Source organism: Rhodopirellula sp. MGV (assembly GCF_002251265.1).
Classification (GTDB): Bacteria; Planctomycetota; Planctomycetia; order Pirellulales; family Pirellulaceae; genus Stieleria; species Stieleria baltica_A.
In genome coordinates, this window is sequence record NZ_NPDI01000028.1 from 227,495 (window position 1) to 244,031 (window position 16,537).

13 protein-coding genes are annotated in these 16,537 nt (G+C 56.0%); 6 read left to right on the forward strand and 7 right to left on the reverse strand.

Annotation, left to right across the window (positions count from 1 at the left end):
* Positions 1-45: 45 nt before the first annotated feature.
* Positions 46-1,848 (reverse strand): translation elongation factor 4, encoded by a 1,803-nt coding sequence (gene lepA / locus CGZ80_RS09850; protein WP_094413814.1) that lies wholly within the window; start codon positions 1,846-1,848, stop codon positions 46-48.
* Positions 1,845-2,909, reverse strand: coding sequence for an ROK family protein (locus tag CGZ80_RS09855; protein ID WP_094413816.1), 1,065 nt, complete (start codon positions 2,907-2,909; stop codon positions 1,845-1,847). Before CGZ80_RS09855 ends, lepA begins: the two co-directional genes overlap by 4 nt.
* 364 nt (positions 2,910-3,273) lie before the next feature.
* Between CGZ80_RS09855 and CGZ80_RS09860 the strand changes: the two genes are divergently transcribed.
* Positions 3,274-4,557, forward strand: coding sequence for a glycosyltransferase family 4 protein (locus CGZ80_RS09860; RefSeq protein WP_094413818.1), 1,284 nt, complete (start codon positions 3,274-3,276; stop codon positions 4,555-4,557).
* Positions 4,558-4,631: 74 nt separating this feature from the next.
* Here CGZ80_RS09860 and CGZ80_RS09865 read toward each other — a convergent pair whose 3' ends face one another.
* Positions 4,632-5,792, reverse strand: a complete 1,161-nt coding sequence (locus CGZ80_RS09865; protein ID WP_158222639.1) for a glycosyltransferase family 4 protein — start codon at positions 5,790-5,792, stop codon at positions 4,632-4,634.
* A 287-nt stretch (positions 5,793-6,079) separates the two neighbouring features.
* On the opposite strand from CGZ80_RS09865, the gene CGZ80_RS09870 reads away from it, so the two are divergent.
* From CGZ80_RS09870 to CGZ80_RS09885, 4 genes are read left to right on the forward strand one after another with little or no spacing between them, the layout of a single operon-like run.
* Complete coding sequence (locus CGZ80_RS09870; RefSeq protein ID WP_094413822.1) at positions 6,080-6,430, forward strand: hypothetical protein; 351 nt, start codon at positions 6,080-6,082, stop codon at positions 6,428-6,430.
* Complete coding sequence (locus tag CGZ80_RS09875; protein WP_094413824.1) at positions 6,427-8,634, forward strand: hypothetical protein; 2,208 nt, start codon at positions 6,427-6,429, stop codon at positions 8,632-8,634. The genes CGZ80_RS09870 and CGZ80_RS09875 overlap by 4 nt, the downstream gene beginning before the upstream one ends.
* Positions 8,631-9,593, forward strand: a complete 963-nt coding sequence (locus CGZ80_RS09880; RefSeq protein WP_233148338.1) for an ABC transporter ATP-binding protein — start codon at positions 8,631-8,633, stop codon at positions 9,591-9,593. Before CGZ80_RS09875 ends, CGZ80_RS09880 begins: the two co-directional genes overlap by 4 nt.
* The gene (locus tag CGZ80_RS09885) at positions 9,590-11,260 is read left to right on the forward strand and encodes a hypothetical protein (protein ID WP_094413826.1); all 1,671 of its coding nucleotides are present in this window, start codon (positions 9,590-9,592) and stop codon (positions 11,258-11,260) included. The genes CGZ80_RS09880 and CGZ80_RS09885 overlap by 4 nt, the downstream gene beginning before the upstream one ends.
* 5 nt (positions 11,261-11,265) lie before the next feature.
* Here CGZ80_RS09885 and CGZ80_RS09890 read toward each other — a convergent pair whose 3' ends face one another.
* From CGZ80_RS09890 to CGZ80_RS09900, 3 genes are all read right to left on the reverse strand, one after another.
* Positions 11,266-12,102, reverse strand: a complete 837-nt coding sequence (locus tag CGZ80_RS09890) for a fumarylacetoacetate hydrolase family protein (protein ID WP_094413828.1) — start codon at positions 12,100-12,102, stop codon at positions 11,266-11,268.
* A 112-nt stretch (positions 12,103-12,214) separates the two neighbouring features.
* Positions 12,215-13,561, reverse strand: a complete 1,347-nt coding sequence (locus tag CGZ80_RS09895; RefSeq protein WP_094413829.1) for a sulfatase — start codon at positions 13,559-13,561, stop codon at positions 12,215-12,217.
* 30 nt (positions 13,562-13,591) lie between these two features.
* Positions 13,592-14,338, reverse strand: a complete 747-nt coding sequence (locus tag CGZ80_RS09900) for a DUF1080 domain-containing protein (protein WP_094414007.1) — start codon at positions 14,336-14,338, stop codon at positions 13,592-13,594.
* 268 nt (positions 14,339-14,606) lie between these two features.
* On the opposite strand from CGZ80_RS09900, the gene CGZ80_RS09905 reads away from it, so the two are divergent.
* On the forward strand, positions 14,607-15,461 hold the full coding sequence (locus CGZ80_RS09905; protein ID WP_094413831.1) for a glycosyltransferase: 855 nt from the start codon (positions 14,607-14,609) through the stop codon (positions 15,459-15,461).
* 64 nt (positions 15,462-15,525) lie between these two features.
* Here the strand turns inward: CGZ80_RS09905 and pyrF are convergent, their stop codons facing one another.
* Positions 15,526-16,425, reverse strand: a complete 900-nt coding sequence (gene pyrF, locus CGZ80_RS09910) for an orotidine-5'-phosphate decarboxylase (protein ID WP_094414009.1) — start codon at positions 16,423-16,425, stop codon at positions 15,526-15,528.
* Positions 16,426-16,537: the final 112 nt, after the last annotated feature.

Here is a 16,537-nt window from a genome sequence, read left to right on the forward strand (position 1 = left end):
TGGTCTCGCTTCGGCAGGAAATTGATCGAGCCCCTGGGGCGCTGATCAGCCGCCTTCGGCTTCGCTCAGCACGGCCATAAACGCCTTTTGGCTGATTTCGACGTTGCCGACAGCTTTCATGCGTTTCTTGCCTTCTTTCTGCTTTTGCAGCAGCTTTCGTTTCCGTGTGATGTCACCGCCGTAGCATTTTGCGGTCACGTTCTTGCGCATTGCCGGCACCGTTTCGCGAGCGATCACGCGGCTACCGATGGCTGCTTGGACAGCGACTTCGAACATGTGTCGGTCGATTTCGCTTTTCAGTTTCTTGGCAACGGCACGTCCGCGACGATCGGCGTCACCACGGTTGCACACGATGCTGAGTGCGTCGACGCGGTTGCCGTTAACGAGGAAATCCAGTCGGACCAAGTCGGCTTGTTCGTACCCGATCATCTCGTAATCGAGTGTGCCGTAGCCCTTGGTGCAACTCTTGATTTTGTCGTGCAAGTCATAGACGACTTCAGCCAGCGGAATGTCGTAGGTCAACATCGCGCGTTGTGCACCGAGGTGCTCCTGGGTCTTTTGAATCCCGCGACGTTCGTGGACCAGTTTCATCACGGCGCCGATGAACTCGGTCGGCACGATGATGTTGCAGCGAACAATCGGCTGGCGGAATTCTTCGATGTCACCCGGATCGGGAACGTCTTGTGGCTTGTGGATGATGACCGTTTCGCCGCGTTTGTTGACGATTTCGTACGTCACGTTGGGTGCGGTTTGCACCAGGTCGACATCCGATTCGTTTTCCAATCGCTGCTGGACGATTTCCATGTGCAGCAGGCCCAGGAAACCGCAGCGGAATCCGAAGCCGAGTGCGTCACTGGTTTCCGGTTCGAACTCGAAGCTGGGGTCGTTAACGGCAAGGCGTTCGAGTGCGTCGCGAAGGTCCGAAAAGTTCTGGCCGTCACTGGGGAAAAGACCGCAGTAAACCATCCGCTTCGGACGGGCGTAGCCGGGCAGTGCGGGTGCCGCTTTGTCACCAGGAATGCTGACGGTATCGCCGATGTGGACGTCGCCCAGGCTTTTGATGTTGCAAATCAGGTAGCCGACCTGTCCGGCCGATAGTTCCGCGCACGAGGTGCGGGCGGGCGTGAATTGGCCGACATCAACGACGTCATGGATGGTGCCGGACCGCAGGAAGCGGATCTTTTGGCCTTTGCGGACGGTGCCTTGCATCACGCGGACGTAGGTGATCGCGCCACGGTAGTCGTCGTAGTTGGAGTCGAATACCATCGCTTGGAGCGTCGCATCGGGGTCGCCCGAAGGCGGCGGAACGCGATCGATGATGGCGTTGACCAGGTCGCCGACGCCTTGCCCGGTTTTGGCGCTGCAGCGAACGCAGTCATCGGGGTCGGTGCCGAGCGAGTTCATCATCTCTTCGGCGACTTCTTCCGGCCGCGCGTGGGTCAGGTCGATTTTGTTGATGACCGGGATGATGTGCAGATCGTGTTCCATCGCGGCATAGGCGTTGGCGACCGTTTGTGCCTCGACGCCCTGGAAGGCATCGACCAGCAGCAGTGCACCTTCGCAGCATGCGAGCGAGCGCGAGACTTCGTATTGAAAGTCGACGTGCCCGGGGGTGTCGATCAAGTTCAGCTCGAACTCTTCTTTGCCCCGTTTGAACTTCATCACCACCGCGCGAGCTTTAATGGTGATTCCGCGTTGCCGCTCCAGTTCCAGGTCATCGAGCAGCTGCTCTTTCATTTCGCGCGAGCTGACCGTGCCGGTTTCCTCCAACAGTCGATCGGCGAGCGTGCTTTTTCCGTGATCGATGTGGGCAATGATGCAAAAGTTTCGAATTTGTTTTTTGGTCATGTCGGTTTCGCGTGTTGTTTTCGGGCGTACCCAGCCAATCCCAGGTAACCCGCGGCCGCACCGAGCGTCGCGAACGCGATCGATGTGCCTTCAAATACATTCGGAAATGTGCGCTCTTGGAATTCGTTTATTATCCCAGAAAGGAACCGCCTGCCGATGGGGCATTCCGCACCGCCAAAATTCATCGCCCCCCCGAGGGTGACCACCCCCGGGTCGAGGGCGTGGACGAGTGTAGTGACGCCAATTCCAAGCCATTTTGCGGTTTCGTCAACTATCTCCAATGCTAGATTGTCGCCGTCGTTTTTGGCAGCCTCGTAAACCTTCTTGGCGGTTAATTCGTTGTCTGCACCACCCAAATGTCCGCTCAGCGTGCTGGTCGCTCCCTCTTGCAGGCGTTCCCGTGTCCGGTCAACGACGGCGCTTGCACTTGCGTAGGCTTCGAGTTGCCCTCGTCCTCCGCCCCAGACGCACAATCGGCCCTCGGAGGATGGGTCGATTAAGATGTGCCCGCATTCGCTGCCGAAGCTGTTCACGCCGTTGACCAGTTCCCCGTCAACAATAATTCCGCCGCCGACACCTGTGCCAAGAGTCAGCAGGATCATTGAGTCGCTGCCTTTGCCGGTCCCGATCCAGAATTCGCCATAGGCGGCCGCATTGGCGTCGTTAAGGAACGAGACGGGGCGTCCTGTCGCTTCGACGATGGCTTCGACGATATTGAATCCCCACCAGGATGGCAGTTGTGGTGGCGCGACCAGCAAGCCTTTGGGAAGGTCCATCGGTCCGGGAGCGCCGAGCCCGATGTGTGGCACTTGCCCGGCGACGCCAAGTTCCGATTCCGTTTCGCTGACGACCTCCGCGACACGTTGGACCGCGGCCTCCGGGCCGGCACTTTCGATCGTCGGGATCGATTTAAATGCGACCGTGTAGCCTGCCGAGTCGACAAGTCCCAACTTGATTCCCGTCCCTCCGATATCGATTCCCCAATAAAACGGCCCAGTCGCTTGCGTCACTGGGATGATTTCAGCGAACTTACTTGGATGCGATTTTTCAGAAACAGACATTGAACTGACTAGATGGTGGTTAGGACCGGCCAACAGAGACGCGTCGGAAACGCGACGCGGTCAGGGCGGCGGCTTCGGGGCTGACCCACCGTTAGGATTCACTAGCAAGGTTCGGCGTGGGTGTCCCAAAGGCAACCCGCCGGCGAACCTGGCTAAAATCCAAACTGGTGGGGCTTCCGCTGAGACAATTTGTCTCGCATCGGAGGCTTGATCGTGGTGCTGAGGTGGGTTCCAACAACCAGCGCGGAGTATAGAAGCGTGGTCTGACCCTCACAACGAGCTTTTTTCTCTAGCCATTAAGCTGTTCACCTTCGGAGAATCCATTGGCATTTCATTTCCCCCTATCGCTTTATCCACCCAGAATATGAAGGTTGTGTACCTGACCGCCGGCGCTGCCGGGATGTACTGTGGAAGCTGCATGCACGACAACGCGCTCGCGCGAGCGATGCACAAGGATGGCATTGAATGCTTGCTCCAGCCGGTCTACACCCCTATCCGGACGGACGAGGTGAGCATTGCCGGTTCGCGAGTCTTTTTGGGTGGCATTCATGTTTACCTGCTGCAAAAAATGCCCTGGCTGCGCTGGTTGCCGCGGCCGCTGCGCAGTCTTCTGGATTCGCCATCATTGATTCGCTGGGCGACCCGCCGCGCCAGTTCAACCGACCCCGCCTCCCTGGGCGACCTTTCCATCTCGATTCTCAAAGGAGAGCACGGCTACCAAGCCGAGGAGTTCGAGCAGCTTTGTGATTGGGTTGCCGACGAGATTCAGCCTGACGCGATCGTGCTGACCAACTTGCTGATCGGTGGTGGGCTGCCGATGTTTCGCAAGCGTCTGCCGAACGCCAAGATGATCGTGATGTTGCAAGGCGACGACATCTTCCTTGATCACTTGCCCGAAGTGCACCGCAACGAAGCGATTCGCTTGTGCAGCAATCTGGTTGAACACGTCGATTACTTTTGTGTGAACAGCAGGTTTTATGGCGACAAAATGTCGGCGCTGTTGGAAATTCCCGAAACCAAGCTGCGGCTGCACCCGTTGTCAATCGACCTGTCGTCGTACGACACAGCGACTCACCAAGACGCCAGTGATGCGGAGTTCCGTTTGAGCTACCTCGCCCGGATCGCACCAGAGAAGGGGCTGCACCGTTTGGTCGAAGCGTTCGAGAAAATTGCTCCTCAGCGACCGCAGGTCACCTTGCACGCCGCCGGTTGGCTTGGCGAATCCAACAAGCCGTATCTGCAGACATTGCTAGATCGGTTGGAAAGAGCGGGGCTTCGCGAGCGATTCACCTATCACGGCAGCCCTGACTTGGCCGAAAAGGTCGACTTCCTGCGGCAAGCTGACTTGTTGTGTGTGCCCACCGAGTACGAAGACCCGAAAGGCCTGTTCGTTTTAGAATCGCTTGCCGCGGGAACGCCTGTCGTCATGCCAGAGCATGGTGCATTCGGCGAACTGGTGCGGTCGACGGGCGGTGGCGTACTGGTTCCGCCCGACGATGTCGGCGAACTCGCCAACGCAATCATCGAGCTCGTTGACCAGCCAGCTCGGCGTGCCGAATTGGCGATGCAAGGGGCGCAAGGTGTTCGGACCAAGCACAGCATTGAAGCGGCTGCCAAGTCACTCGCCGCACTGTGTTTGCCAGGTTAGCTGTGTTCGCCAGGTTAAACGCTCACCAGGTTCGGGCGTTCTATGTCAGGCTGCGGCGTGCAAACGCTTGGCGATCAAACCGTCGAACACGAGACAGGGTGTGCCGTCGCTTTAGGGCGGCTGGGGGAATGCTCGTCCGCGACATCGATATAGACCTCTGCCATTCGCTCGGCGGTTGCTTGCCAGCGGAACGTTGATGCGCGTGCTTTCCCAGATTCGACGATTCGGTCACGATCGGGTAGTCGGTTTTCGAGTGACGCGAGCATCATGTCGGCTACCGTGTCAACGTCGTCGGGTTCAAAGTAGTACCCATCGTTGCCGACAACTTCATGCATCACTGGCAAGTCACTGACCAAGACCGGAGTTCCGGCGCACATGGCTTCCAGAGACGGCAGGCCAAACCCTTCGGCTTTTGACGGAAAGATGAACGCGTTGGCTTGCTCGTAAAGCCCTCGCAGCAGTTCGTCACTTGCGTTTGGAAGCAGGACGGCAGATGGATCGTCATTGAAATTCAGCGCCGACGCTTCGCGGCGTTTCATCGGTGGTCCGACAATGGCCAGCTTCGCATCTTTGGGGCGGCGGCCACGCAGTTTGCACCAGGCATCCCACACGACTTGGAAATTCTTATAGTTATTACGACGACCGACAAAAAGAACGTAGGGCGATCGAGAAAGCGATGAGGGAATCGGTGCCGGCGTGATGTTTTCAAGCGATGTGCCTAGCGGAACGACCGACGCTTTGTGTCGTGCGTCGGGGAAACGCTCGCACAGTTCATTAAACGTCGACTGCGAAATGCAGGCCAAGTGATCGGCCAGTCGAATCGCTTCGGTCTTCATCGCCACGTGCTTTCCGCTCGGGTCAAGCGATGGGTACGCTTCGTGGATAAAGTCAAGCACTGTCACTACCAGCGGACGATTGCTATGGACAATCGGTCGGCGACACAAGCCGCCATAGTATGTCCAGTGTTCGATATCAGTATCGATTGCGTTGAATCGCTCGATAATCTGACGTTGCAACCGGTCGCGTGTCCACTTGCGGAGCCACGATACCGGCGGTTCAGTTTGAACCGAGATGTACTTCAATTGTGGGTGATTAATCCGCGACGATTCACCCGGCGGGCCCAGGACCACGGGCTCGATCGATTCAGGCAAGTGGTGAATGAGTTCCGAAAAGTAGCGGGCAACTCCGCCACAGCGAAGGATCTGGAATATCGCTCCTTCGTAAAGAATTCTCATTCGTGGGATCTCTCGGAATCGGTGTTGACCGGTCACAGGTTTGGTTTTTGCTGTCGCGACATTCATCGGTTCGCATGCATGCCCCAACCTTTAGCAGAACTTGTGATTTTGTGTGAAGAGAGCTTTTGATTGTTTTGCTAGCAAGATTTTTGTTAGCTTATGACGTTCCCGGCGGCTTGATCAGCAATGGGCGCCCTGACGCTATAAAGATTGTGCCTTGGTCGTTCGTTGCGCCCGAAATGGTTCGATGTTTTGCTAGATGCATCTACTCTTTTCCAGAGTCGTTCATGAATAACCCCGCAACTCTGCCTTGGTTGCCAAAGGTTTCACTTCGCTTGCTGATAGGCGTGGTGACAGCTTCCGCAGTTTCGATGGCTGTGATCCAGCAGGCGGTCACCACGAATGCGATGTGGGCGGTCTTGGGAACTGCGGTGGTCTTCGCGGTATTGTTCCCGTTCTTGCTGTACGTCGTCAGCTTCAGCGTTGCCAGCCTGTTTTCGACGATCGGTGTGCTGACCACGAACAACTTGCAGCAAACGATCCACACGCCGACCGCGGTGATGCCGGGAACTGATTTTTCGAGTAATGAATCGAGCGGTGAATCCGCTAACGCAAACGATCAGGAGTCGATGACTTGAGCAGACTCAGGAATTTGGTTGTCGCGTTCATCGCTTTGCTTCTGGCATCGGCGTTACTGCCAAGTGGTGCCGACGCGGCAGAGTACGAAATCGGCTATGGCCCTTCGGCGTCAGCAAAAGCCGGTTTCAGAATGTCTGTTTTGTCGGAACAGATCAGCCAGGACGGGGTCCAGCCATTGGTGTTGCGATTCAGTTCGATCGGCAACGGGTTCACACGGCAGCGGGTCTTGCGAGTGCTGTTACGGCCACGGATGACCTATCAAACGCGACTCGATTATCAATACGCGGTCGATGTGACGGTGCCCGAAGGCATCACGACTTTTGAGCTCCCCATTGAGATGCCGTGTTATTACCGTTGGGAGTCATTAGCGGTTGAGATTCGCGAAAATGGCCGTTCGCTAGGACGGTATGCGACGCGAGGAACATTCGCTTCGTTTGCCCAGGATTGGGGCCAAGAAGTGACGATTGGGATTGTGGAGCCAACCGACGCGCCGTCGAAATCAGGGATTTGGGAGAAAATGCCTGACGTGCGTGCAATCACAACCGTCATCGGCGAAGACATGTTGCCGGAGGCCGGTGAACGCGATCGGATGTCACCTCGAGAAGCTAAGAACTTCATTGATCACCACACGACCGGCAAAGTTCGGTATCGCGTCCAACGCGAAGCGAGTCTGCGAGAATCATGGCTGGCCTACAGCCAACTGGACATCATGATCGTGCCCGCGCCTGTCTTGATTCGATTGGAGCGTGAACGCCCTGCGAGGTTTCGTGCGCTGCAGCAATGGGTGAGTTCTGGTGGCGACCTCTGGACGTATGATTTGCCCGCCAGCGGTTTCGACCGCGGCAGTTGGCTGGCGACGGAGCCTGAAAAGGAACTCGTCCAATTCGTGAAAGATCCCAAAATCTTGATGCAACTTGCTGACGGAAACGTGAATTCGACGCCCGTCTATCAGGCCTATTCGGGATCGTTTTACCGCAACGATTATGTTCCTGACCAAAGTCGAAATCGTGGTGACTTTTACAAGGAATTGCTTGACGAGCAAAACCCTGTGACAGAGGTGATCGATCAGGAGCAAATGAATCAAAAGCTGTCGGCTTTTTCGTATGGTCTGGGGCGTGTCGCCTTGATCAATGACCCGGACCCTTTTCCCGGGTCCTACCAACTCTGGCTTTCGCTGAAACGCTTCAATCGGTCTTGGGAGTCTCGAAACGGTGTCAACATTAGTGGCGGGAACGAAAGTTATTGGCACTGGCTGATCGCAGCAGTCGGGCGTCCGCCTGTCACAGCGTTTGTGCTGCTGAACTGTTTCTTCGTGCTCTTGATGGGGCCAGTGCTTTACTTCTTTTTGCGTCGCCGCGGAAAATTGTATTGGCTGTACTTTCTGGCTCCCGCAATGGCCTTCATGGTCACCAGCGGTTTGTTCCTTTATGCGTTTGTCTCCGACGGGTTCACGAACCGTGCCAAGCTCCGGCAGATCACTTGGATCGACGCGAAGCATCCCGTCGGTCAGTCGGCATCTGATCCGCAGTCTCCGCCAACCTATCCGCAACTGGACCAAATACGACACACGTATTACACGATCGTCGATTCGAATCTGGGATTAAAGTTCCCTTTGAATTCGCTGGTGCTGCCGGTCAGCAATTTCGAACTGATTCCTGGCTATCAATACCGATCGCCGGACCCGAACGACTCCGGCGATCACCTGATCGAACAGTTGCCTGACGCCCGTCGCTACTACGGATCCTTTCTCGCCACGCGTACTCAAGCAGAGTTTCTCGAAACCGACCCGACGTTTGGCCCGCTGCCAGTTCGCTTTGAAACCGACAAGGGGACGCCGACGGTGACGAATTTTGGAACGCAGCGTTTTTCGAGTGTCGCTTTGCTGGACGGAAAAGGCGGACGCTGGATTGCCTTTGACCTTGATCCTGACGCAACCGCAACGATGCACCCAGCGAGCCCGTCGACGATTGAAGACATTTTGATGGAGAATCTTGAACCACGCGGCAGCGATATCCCTCAGGCGTACCGATCGTTCAACTACACCGAAGATCGGTCTGAACTCGAAAGCAAGTTTGCGACATTGAACCGAAACTTAAGTGAAAAGGTGTTCTTCGCAATTACCGAGGTCGAACCAGAGCGTTTTGCCTTGCCGGACTGTAATCGTGAAGGCTGTGCCCGAATCATCGCAGGGGTCCTGCCATGAACAGTCCGCTTAGAACGCCCTGGCAAGGGCCGATGATCGAGTTGCAGCAATTGACGAAGGTGTTTGGGGACACTCGCGCGGTGAACAACGTCTCGTTTATGGTGCCTCGCGGAAGCGTGTTCGGCTACATCGGACCCAACGGTGCGGGCAAGACGACCAGCATGCGAATCCTGTCGACGTTGGAATTGCCCACCAGTGGCGATGCCTTCATCGAAGGCCTGTCTTCGGTCAATGATCCGGATCGCGTTCGTCGACGGTTGGGCTTCATGCCCGATGCGTTCGGGACCTATAGCGACACGAACTGCGCCGAATACCTCGACTTCTTTGCCCGGTCGAATGGCTTGGTCGGACGCGAGCGAACAAGGCGACTGCGCTGGGTCATGGACTTTACCGGTCTGCGTTCGATGTCCGAAAAGCCGATCAACGGACTCAGCAAAGGGATGCGTCAGCGTTTGTGTTTGGGCCGCGCGTTGATCCATGATCCATCAACACTAATCCTCGACGAACCAGCCGCCGGGCTTGATCCTCGCGCCCGAATTGACCTTCGCCAAATCATTCGTACGTTGGCGGCGGACGGTAAGACGATCCTGATCAGTAGCCACATTTTGAGCGAGCTCGCCGAAATGTGTGATCGAGTCGGCATCATCGAACGTGGCACGCTATTGGCCAACGATACCGTCGCAGGACTGAAAGGCAAATCGAAGCCGCACCAGGATTTGATCGTGTTGATTGATGGGGATCCAACAGCCGCAATGCAGGTGCTAAGCGAGATACCGACAGTGGCCAATCTCGAACATCGCGGGCAAGCGATCCATTTTCAGACCGGCGTTGGTGCCGATCGTCGGATCGAAATTTTGCATCGATTGTGTGACGCAAGGGTTCGGGTGCTGGAATACCGACCGGTGGACGAATCGTTGGAGGACCTGTTCTTGAAAGTGACGACGGGGCAAGTGCAATGAGCGAAGTGGATCCTGCAACGGAACTGTCATCAAGCTTGTCACCACAGGTCGATGGGGCAGCGATTCCCTATCCCAGTTTGGCACTTGATCCCGATGGTCAAGGGTTGGTTGGAAAGCTGGAGCGGGTGTTTGATGGATTGGTGTCTCATCTGAATCCGATCCTGATCAAAGAAGCACGGCAGTCGCTAAAAAGCCGGCAGTTCTTGATCACGTTCTTTCTATTGTTGACCGCATCGGTTGGTTGGACCGTTATCGGGATCGTCACCTATTCACCGGACATTTATTACCTGCCGAGCGGCATGGACTTGATGAGCGGGTACTACCTGGTCTTGTCCATGGCGATGTTCGTCTTCATTCCGTTGGTGGCGTTTCGGTCCCTGGCGGCGGAGTTGGACGAGGGGACGTATGAGATGTTGGCGATCACGCGGTTATCGGCGTGGCGTATCGTGTCAGGAAAGATGAACAGCGCTTGCTTGCAGATGTTGATTTACTTCTCTGCGATTTTTCCCTGTCTCGCGTTCTGTTATTTGCTGCGAGGGATCGGGCTGTCGACAATCATGTTGACCATGGTGTTAGTCCTGGTGACTTCGCTTGTCTTGACTTCGTTCGGGCTGGTCTTGTCAACCATCGCCAAAGGTCGCACGCTGCAGACGTTTTTGTTGGTCGGTTTGGTGGCGTTGGTGGTGTTTACCGAATTCATGATGAGTCTCTTCATCATGGAAGAGGTTTTTAGTGAGCGATGGAGCGGTACGTTCCTGGGGTACTTCTTGCCAATCTTGGTAGCGCTTTCATTCGTCGTGCTTTTTCTGTCCGCCGCCGCATCTCGCATCGCACCGGTGACGGAAAATCGGTCGACACGACTGCGAGCTATCATGCTCGTCCAACAAGTCCTGTGGATCGTTACGATCGTCTACGCTGCTTGGGCAACCGAAGAGATCGAATTCATCACTCTCGGCATGATGATGCTGACCGTCTATTGGTTTTTTGTCGGCATTTTGGTTTGCGGCGAAGCTCGCGAATTGAGTCCACGTGTTTTACGTGAATGGCCATCCACCTACGCGACCCGGATGCTGCTCAGTTGGTGGATGCCCGGTCCGGGGACGGGGTTCATGTTCTGTCTCTCGACCGCAATGGCAGGGATGATCACGCTTGCAGCGATGGGGCTGCTTGCTTGGAGTAGCAACGTAACTTTGGGGAACTCGGGAACCTCGCCGATCTATTTGATCTTGTTGAACTCGGGCTATCTGTTTGGTTACCTCGGTCTGGTGCGTCTCATTTCGATGCCAATGCTGAAACGCTGGGGCCCAACATTTGTGCCGCCAATCATCGTGGGAGTACTGTTACTGTTCCTGGGCGTGGTGGGGCCAAGTGTCGTCGATGTGGTCCTTGCCGGAAGAGTCTCAGGGACTTACAACCCACTGCATGCGTCCAACTGGTTTTGGACATGGGAGAAGACGTTTAACTCACAAGGACTCAGGCCCATCGAAGTGTCGCTGATGGTCTTTATCGTCGGCACGTTCATTTTGGCTGTGAACCTGATTCTGCTATTCCGAGAATTCAAATTTCAACGGGTGGCCGTTCCCGATCGTGTTACCGAAGACAAACGCGAACAACGACTCGCCGAGGCCGGCACGGCGTCGGCGGATGAATCAGAATCAGTCAGCTGAGTGGATCAGGCGTCTGTTACGGGATTGGACAAGCTACCGATCCCGTCCACCGTCACGCGGCAGGTATCACCGGATTTCAAGTAGACCGGTGGTGTCTTCGCATCGCCGACACCCGGGGGCGTTCCTGTGAAAATGAGGTCACCGGGTTTCAGCGTGACAAACTTTGACAGGTGCGCGACGACGGTTGGGATATCGAAGATCAACTGAGCCGTCGTGCTGTCTTGAACGGTTTCGCCGTTAAGGTCCATGCGGACGCGAACATCCGATGGATCGGTCAGTTCCTTCGTGGTGACAACACAGGGGCCAACGGGAGCGAACGTGTCAAATGTTTTCCCGAGTAGCCATTGCCCACCAGGCCGGCCTTTTTGCCAATCGCGTGCGGATACATCGTGGCCGCAGGTGTACCCGAAGACGTACTGCATGGCTTCATCGGCTGCGATGTTTTTCCCTTCTTTGCCGATCACAGCAACCAGTTCTGCTTCGTAGTCGACCTTCGATGAAATCGTTGGCAGTTCGATCGCTTGTCCATGACCGACCAGCGTCGTGTTGAATTTACTGAATACGACGGGTTCGGTGGGAATCGCGGCGCCGGTTTCGATCGCATGGTCGCGATAGTTCAGGCCGATACAGAAAATCTTTTCTGGCGTTGGTGTCGGTGGCAGCAGGACTGCTGGAGCATCGGCGAAGGTCTCATCACCGACGTTGTCAATTTTGGACGCGGCTTCGACCGCCAAAGCAAAGAAGTTCTGATCGTTAAGCGATTCGATGGGGCTGACTTTGCCATCGCGGTAGTAGGCGTATTGGGCGGTTCCGTCAGCACGAGGGATTCTGCAAAGGGGCATGGCGTATCGAAAGGATTCAAGCGGGAAATCTTACTGGAGTCCAGGCAACACGATTGATGATCGTCTTGCGCGGTGTGGTTTTACTTGCGAGGGCGTTGGCGTCACTGAAACGCTAAAAGCCGTCTTGGAGTTGGTCTTTTATCGTTTGTAGACGTTTCACAATCTCGGGGTGTTGATCAGCAACGTTGGTTTGTTCACTTGGGTCGGCCTGCAGGTCGACCAAGTACAACGGATCCTTCAGCTTACCGCCGGCGATCTGTTTTGACTGAGGCAGTGTTGTGTCACGTGGGTTGCCGATCAGTTTCCATTGTTGATCACGCACCGCCCACTGGGCGCCGTTGCCTGATCCCATCTGCCAATAGAATTGTTCGCGAGGTGCGTCGGCATTGTCTTGCAGCACATCGACAATTGACACGCCATCAAGTTGGTTTTTCGGCAGAGCAACGTCGCACCATTGGCAAAGCGTCGGGAACCAGTCACATGCCGTGACGAACTGTGTGCGTGTCTCACCGGCCGGCAGACGTCCAGGGTAGCGGACCACCGAGGGCACGCGGATGCCGCCTTCGAACAACGAAAACTTGGCACCGCGGTAGGGGCCAGCGTTTCCGCCGCCGCCGAACGCACGTGTTTCGGTGCTGTGCCCATGATCGGGTTGGTAAATCACGATCGTGTTCTCGGCGAGGCCCTGTTCATCCAGGTAGTCGAGCACTTCGCCAATGTATTCGTCCATCGTCGAAGTGAATGCACAGTACTCGCGGCGCGGCGTAGGTAGGTCCTTGTAATGTGCCAGCCACTTCGCAGAACCTTGGTAGGGGTAATGCGGCGCGTTGAATGCCCAGTAAAGCAGCCAGGGTTCTTTCCCTTTTTGGTCGATAAACGATTTGCAGCGGTCAACCATCAAACGTGGAAAGTACTCGCCGCCGCGTTGGATCTCTTTGCCGTTGTCCCAAAGGTCATGGCGGTTGGGGCCGGCCCAGAAGAAAAAGTGCGAGTAGTTGTCGATACATCCTTCGAGGTGACCGAACCAACTTTGAAATCCCTGACCACTTGGATTCGTGTTCGTCTCGCGGCCCAAGTGCCATTTGCCGACATGGCCGGTGTGATATCCCGCCTTGGCGAACGTTTCTGCGATGGTGATCTCGTCCGCGCGAAGGTCACCGTTTCCCGGTTGTCCGGCACGCGCCGGGTAACGCCCCGTTAACAGTCCGACTCGGCTGGCCGAACAGACGGGCGCGGCGGAGTACATCTTGGTCAATCGCAGCCCTTGGCTGGCGAGTCGATCCATGTTCGGCGTTTTCAAATCATCGACACCGAAACAGCCCATGTCGATCGAGCCTTGATCGTCACCATAGATGATCAGAACGTTCGGACGTGAGGCTTGGGGCGGATCGGCGGCATAGGACCTCGTTGCATGAAGCGACAAGGCGATGCCCGCGATAAAGAATACGAATCGATACATGGCTCGGTTAATCAAGAGGCAACAGGATGCTTATGGCAGGCGACGAACACGAAGTTTGCGAAATTGAATCGGTGAGCCTTCGCTTTCCAAGCACAGGTGGCCGCTTGCTGGCGTGACTCCATTGCCACCTGAAACCTCTTCGCCGTTGACCCACAGTCGGACTTCACCGTTGATCGCTCGCACGTAGTAGTGGTTCCATTCGCCATGTCCGTTGCAAAGGTGTTTGCGAGGGAAGCTGCGGTTGCCATTGGGGGACGTGGGCGGAAAGGGGGTAAAGGGTTTGCGTACGCCGAACACGTCACCATTGGTGCCAAACCATTCGGTGCTTTGCCCAAGGGCTTTGATCTTGTCGGTGTAGCCGTGGTCCAGCATTTGAATTTCGATCCCGTCAGGCAGTCCCGGTTGTCCTTCGGCACGAAGTTTGGCGAGCGATTCGGGGGAGACCCAGGCAAACATGCCCGAGTTTCCTGCCGGCTTTTCGTGCATCCATTCGATCACCGCTTCAAAATTTTCGAATTGGTCTTTGGTCGCGATCACGCTGACCGGCAATCCGGTGCAGTGCATCACGCCTTCGTGCCAACTCCAGGTGTCTGGATCACTGTTGACTGCCGCAAAGTCGGCTTCGGTCAGTGAAACCCAGCCCGGGGCTTCGTCGTCAATGAATGCCCGAGTGGCTTCGACGGTCTGGGGAACTGCCGGCGTTTGCTGGGCGGACAGGTCAGCGAACGAGGTCGCGACGAATAGACCAAGCAATAAAATCTTTGTCAGTGGATTCATGGTGTGTCGATGGGCGGGCAGGATTGGCGGGAGGCGTTCCGGGAAGGGTATTGCAGGCTGGACGCCAATCGTAATCGATCGTCTGATCATGATGTCACGGTCACGCGGTTGCGGTCTGGGCCAACGACCACCCTTCGGGCCCATGTCACAACCGTTCAGCTGCCAGTAATTGCCGCTCTTTCGCATGGAAATCGACCTTTACTTGTGATGTGACATTTTGGTTTACTCCCGCTGAAAATCACCCAAATTGCGTGCTCGAGTGAGTCGAATGGAATCGCTTACCAAATCGAAATCCCCCGAAGCGTCTGTCATCATGACCACGTTTCGGTCCCCCAAGTACCTGTTTCAAGTGCTGTGGGGGTTCGCAAATCAATCCTGCCGTGATTTCGAAATCGTTGTTGGCGAAGACGGCCAAACCGACGAAACACGCGAAGTCATCGACGTCTTCGCGGCCAAAACAAATATCTCCATCCAGTACGTCACGCAGGAACATCAAGGGTTCGGCAAGACACGGATCTTGAATCGCGCAATCGACAATGCTCGTGGCGAATACCTGATCTTTACCGATGGTGATTGCGTTCCCCAGTCGAACTTTGTTGAAACGCACTTGAGTTTGGCGACGCATGGCCGGTTTTTATCCGGCGGCTGTTTTCGCTTGGATCGCCCGGTCACCGACCAAATTCTCGATCAACAACTCGAACTGGAACAGTTCACCGACATGCGATGGTTGAAAGACCACGGGCATCAAGTTTCCAAGAAGTGGTTGTGGATTCGCAACCGGCCTGGGTTGGCACACTTCTTGGACATGGCGACCACGACGCGTCCGACGTTCAATGGACACAACTCGTCAGCTTGGAAGGACGACGTGGTTTATGCGAACGGTTTCAACATGGAAATGCGTTACGGCGGGCTAGATCGAGAACTGGGCGAGCGTCTGGAAAACGCTGGCGTCATCGGAATGCAGATCCGGCACCGAGCAGTTTGTTTTCACCTCGAACACGAACGCGGCTACGTGACCAAAGAAGATTGGCAACGTAACCACAACATTCGCAAACTCGTCCGCCGTCGCGGACTCACCCGCGCCGAACAGGGATTGGAGCAGATCCGCTCGTCCGCTGCTTAGCAGCGTTTATTGCTTGACAAACGCTGCGAGAACGAATCGTTGCCTTCCACGAAAAAAGGCGAAGCTAGTCGACTAAGTTCAACGCCGCGTTCATTTCTTCTGTGGCCGCTCGTACCGCGTCTTGCCATTTTGCGTCGCCAAACTTCTCTGCGAATTCAGGACGCTTGTGAGCAAAGATGATATGCCGCGAGCTATTGACGACCGCGCCGAGTCCGCCGTCCAGGAAACCTGCTTTGACGTCATCGGCGGCGCCGCCTTGCGCGCCAAAACCGGGGATCAAAATCCAACTGTGCGGCATCGCTTGACGCAATATCGCGAGTTCTTCAGGGTACGTCGCACCGACAACGGCCCCGAGAGGTCCGAAGCCCATCTCGTCCAGGCGTTCCGCGTTGATTTCCGTCAGCAATTCTGCGACGCGAGCATAAACGGTCTGGCCGTCCGTTTCGCGGTTCTGCAGCAACCCGCCGCCCGGGTTCGAAGTCTTGACCAAGACGAAAATGCCGGCTTCACGTGAGTCACAAACGTCAACAAACGGTTCGATGCTGTCGCGTCCAAGGTAAGGACTGACGGTCAACGAATCGCTTCCCCAGGGGCTGTCGGTTCCCAGGTAGGCGTCGGCATACGCGGTCGCGGTGCTGCCGATGTCATTACGTTTGCCGTCCAGGATTACCAACAAGTCTTTCTTTTTGGCGTACGCGACGACTTCGCCAAGTGACACCATCCCGGCAGGCCCGAGTTGTTCGAAAAAGGCGGCTTGTGGTTTCACGCACGGAACCATCCCCGCGACCACGTCGATGATCTCCATGCAGAACTGCGTGTACGCTGCTGCCCATTCATCGGGGCGATCGTTGGTGACCGCATCACGAATCGGCGCTGGCAGCGACGCTTGGCGTGGATCGAGCCCGACACAGGTCACTGACTTGGTTTTCTGGACGGCTTGGGCGAGTCGTGTGGCGAAGGTCATGTCGTCGATACGGCGTGGGGAAAAGCTGGGCGGAACGGAAATCACTTGCGGTGAACTTTGCCCAATTGTGCCATCATACTGGCGATCCGAAAACGGGCCCCACCGGCGGTAG